The 4,492-nt window shown below is 36.6% G+C and carries 2 protein-coding genes; both read left to right on the top strand.

Annotated elements, in window-relative coordinates; translation table 11 throughout:
• Positions 1–2,634, top strand: a 2,634-nt coding sequence (locus QAI40_RS16840; RefSeq protein ID WP_304511898.1) for a 1-acyl-sn-glycerol-3-phosphate acyltransferase, incomplete at its 5' end; no start/stop codon positions are given.
• A 219-nt stretch (positions 2,635–2,853) separates the two neighbouring features.
• On the top strand, positions 2,854–4,492 hold a 1,639-nt coding region (locus tag QAI40_RS16835; RefSeq protein WP_304511897.1), incomplete at its 3' end, for a sugar phosphate nucleotidyltransferase.

The following is a 4,492-nucleotide window of genomic DNA, read 5'->3' as shown; positions in this document are numbered from 1 at the left end:
ACTAATATTATGACAAGATTAATAAAACAGAAATTAAGGGGTTGGATCGACAACTTTCTTAAAGGCACATATAATCACTTTCTTTGCTATCTTCCGGTTAATATAGGCTTTTTTTCATCATGGATTTTGAAGATCTTTTTTTCCGGAGTAAAGCTTGATAAGGAGCAGACCTCAGTTATCCGGAAGATTCCAAAAGAAAGTATAATCATTTATGCTACCAAACATAAAAGTTATTTTAAATATTTATTTTATCACACACGATATAGACAGGAAGGGCTGCCTGTTCCCGAAATAGGGCTGGATTACAGAGTAGTTATCTGGCAGCCGGTATCACGAATATTCAGGATTATTTTAGCATATCTTGATTATATTTTTCATAATAAAGTCTGGCCGCCCAACTCTTATAAAAGCGGATATATCAAACACGAGCTGATTAAGAGACGTTCGGGATTATTATCTCTGGTTGAAAAAAAAGGTTTCTATCGCAGATTTGTAAAAGAAAAAGCAGATCCGATTCGCTATCTTATAGAAATTCAGAAATCAATAGAAAACCAAATTTTTATTGTTCCTCAATTAATGATTTTCAGCACAAAACCACACCGGTCCACTCCGAATATAATTGATATTCTGTTCGGCACCGAAGAAAGGCCGGGAAAAATAAGACGTATTATAACTTTATTAAAAAATCCAGGCAATATTTTTGTAGAAATATCAGAGCCGGTTAATCTTAAAGAATTTTTAGAGCTCGCTGAAAACCGTTATCAGAGCATAGAACAGCAGTCGCTTCAATTAAGGCGTTATCTTTTAGCTCAAATTAATCAACATCGAAGAAGCATAGTCGGGCCGATTCTCAAATCAAGAGAAGAACTGAAAGAAAATATCCTGACAAATAACAGGCTTCAAAGATTTATGTACAACCATTCAAAAAAGCGCGATATCCCAATCCAAAGAGTACGTAAAGAGGCCGAGGGGTATCTTGACGAAATAGCCGCCAAATATAATATAGCTGTAATAAGAATGGCCGCAGTTGTTGTTAAATGGGTTGTAAACACCATGTTTGAAGGTGTAACGGTCAATAATGATGTGCTTAACAGAGTAAAAAACATGTCTAAAAAAGGGCCGTTAATTCTGGTCCCCTGCCATAAAAGCCATATAGATTATCTGATTTTATCGTATATATTACTTAATAATAATATGCCATGTCCCCATATCGCTGCGGGAAAAAATCTTTCTTTCTGGCCCCTTGGGCCATTATTCAGACGCGGCGGTGCTTTTTTCATAAGAAGAACTTTCAGGGGGGCTGTACTTTATTCAAAAGTTTTTGCGGAATATATAAACAAGCTTCTTGAGGAAGGTTTCAATATTGAAATGTTCATAGAAGGGGGCAGAAGCCGAACCGGCAAGTTAATAATGCCCAAACTTGGATTACTCTCCATGCTTTTAGATGCTTATAAAAACGAATCCTGTGAGGATATGATATTTGTACCAATATTTATTGGATATGACAGGGTGCTGGAGGAAAGTGCTTATCTAAGTGAAATTGAGGGAGGTCAAAAAGAGACCGAGAGCCTCCTTCAAGTAATAAAGGCAGGAAGACTGCTAAAGAAAAGATATGGAAGAATTTACATTAAGTTTCATGAACCTATGTCGTTAAAGGAACTTTTATCAGAATATGGTTCTAAAATTCAGGATATGTCGTCAAAAGAGCAGAATGTTTTTATCCGTAATCTGGGACATAGAATCATAAATGCAATAGATAATGTCTCACTTGTAACTCCATATGCTCTTGTTGCGAGCGCTATTCTTAACTGCCCCAAAAAAAGTTTTACTTATGATTATCTGATATCTGAAATGGAAATATATATGACCCACCTGTTTTCAAAAAATGCCAAGATGGCTGATACTCTTGTGCTTGATCAGGCCAGAGCTTTCGAAAGAGCCCTGGAACACTACACTCATAGAAAATTTATAGAAAAAATTCCAAAGAAAGATAAGAAAAGCCAATCCTCTGAGGTTATATTTAAAGTTAATGAGAGCAAAAGACCGGTTTTAGAATATTACAAGAATAATTGTATTTCCTTTTTTATCCCGGCAGCTTTTACAGCTTTGGCAATTCTGGAAAAAGACGCTTTTCAATTCTCAACATCCGATATTGTTTCAGGCTATACGTTTCTCCAGGAATTTTTTAAAAATGAATTTTCTTATGACGTTGATAAGACACCGGATTATTTTGTTCGTAAAAACATCAAAATATTTATTGATGACGCCATTCTAATGCCTCATTCAACCTTGCCTGATACATACAACATTACATCCGCAGGTTATAGAAAGCTTAAACTTTTTTCCAGTTTTCTTAAAACCTATTTTGAATCATATTTTATTGTATTAAACTTTTTCACGCGGTATCCAAAAGAATTTATTAATACCAACGACCGCCTGAAAAAAGTCCAGTCAATAGGAAATCGAATGTATAAAAGAAAGGAAATCGAAAGAAAAGAAGCTCTTTCCAAAATCAATTTTCAGAATGCTGTAGATTATTTTATTTCTCATGGAGTAAAAAGTTCAGATGATCATGATAAAATTGAATTCTATGATGATGCTATAAAAAAATATATGAGTTATCTGCCACAATAGCAGGGGTTGGGGATCGGGGATTAGGGATTAGGGGATCGGAGGGACTGAAAAAGATGAACATTGAACATCGAACGTCCAACATCGAACATCGAATAATGAAATCGCTTTGCTCCGCCAGTTTATAAATTTGGCAGAATTTCTTATTCAAGATTCGACGTTCAATGTTCGATGTTGGACGTTCATCTTTTAATATGCAGTAGTGGTCAGTAAGGTATTACGATGAAAGCAATGATACTTGCCGCGGGTATTGGTAAGCGGCTTCGCCCTTTTACTGCAAATACACCAAAGCCTTTATTCCCTGTTGCAGGACGTCCTCTTCTGGATATCATTATTTGTAGCCTGCAGAATGCGGGCTGCGAAGCCATAATTATTAATACCCATCACTTGTATAAAAAGATAGATTCTTTCCTGTCCGGCCGGAAATATTCCATCCCTGTTTTTACCCGTTATGAACCTCTGCTCCTCGGTACAGGAGGAGCTATAAAGAATGTTGCGGATTTCTGGGATGATCAGCCATTTATGGTTATAAACAGCGATATTCTCACAGATATAGACCTTAGGGATGTTTATGATTTTCATCTTAATCATAAATATACCGCCACCCTTGTTTTCCATGATTACAAAGAATTCAACAATGTATTAATCAGCAAGGAAGACTTTATTAGAGGCTTTTATGAAGAGAAAAGCAATGAGAACATCGGTTATGAGAGAAAGCTTGCTTTTACAGGGATACAGGTTCTTGATCCGAAAATTTTGGATTTTATACCGGCTGGTTTATTTTCCAGCATAATTGATGCATATGGAGAATTAATATTTTCAGGCCAACGGCTGAAAGCTTTTATTGCACAAAAACATTACTGGAAAGATATCGGAACACCTGAGAGTTACAGAGAAGCTGTTATAGATAAATTAGCATCCGAGGCATTCAAACAGGCGTGGCCGGATTTTACTTTTAAAAACATAAGGCGCGATAGAATCAAAGGGGATGGATCAGGCAGGCGATGGTACAGGGTAACAGCAGAGGAGCATTTGCCCTGCAAGGTATATGAGGTCCCATTGCGGAAACTTATTATGGTTGATCACGGCATCAGAGCACAAAGCGCAATATCCGAGGTGGACTCATTTATAGCGATCGGTCGCCATCTTTATGACTGGGGAATACCTGTGCCTAAAATACATCTTTACGATAATTTTTCAGGTCTGGTATTTCTGGAAGATCTGGGCGATGTAAAACTTCAGAAATTAATCCTGAATACTAAGGACCCGGAGAAAGTTGCTTTATATTATAAAACAGTTATTGATGTTCTTATAAAGATGTCAACTTCAGGGACAGAAGGTTTTGATATATCATGGACATATCAAACTCCATATTACAGCAAAGATCTTATACTTGAAAAGGAATGCCGATACTTTGTTGATGCATTTTTAAGAGGTTATCTTGGCATGGGTTATTCCTTTGAAGATTTTAAAGATGAATTTGAATTACTTGCCGAGAAAACACTTAAATTTCCAGTTAATGGATTTATGCATAGGGACCTGCAATCCAGAAATATTATGTTTAAAGATAATAAGTTTTATATTATAGATTTTCAGGGCGGACGCATTGGCCCTGTTCAGTATGATCTTGCATCCCTGCTTATCGATCCATATGTGGATTTGCCTTATCAACTGCGGGCTCAACTGGTTGATTACTGCATTAAGGGGTTTGCAGAATTTCTTCAGATTAATGAGGAGCAGTTCCGCTATTGCTTCAGGTATTGTTCCCTGACAAGAAATCTGCAGATACTTGGTGCATTTGGCAATTTGATACGCATGAGTGGTAAATCTTATTTTGAACAATATATCCCCGCAGCGGTAA

It is taken from the genome of Desulfobacula sp., from assembly GCF_030611305.1.
GTDB lineage: Bacteria > Desulfobacterota > Desulfobacteria > Desulfobacterales > Desulfobacteraceae > Desulfobacula.
This window is presented reverse-complemented; position numbering and strand designations above follow the sequence as displayed.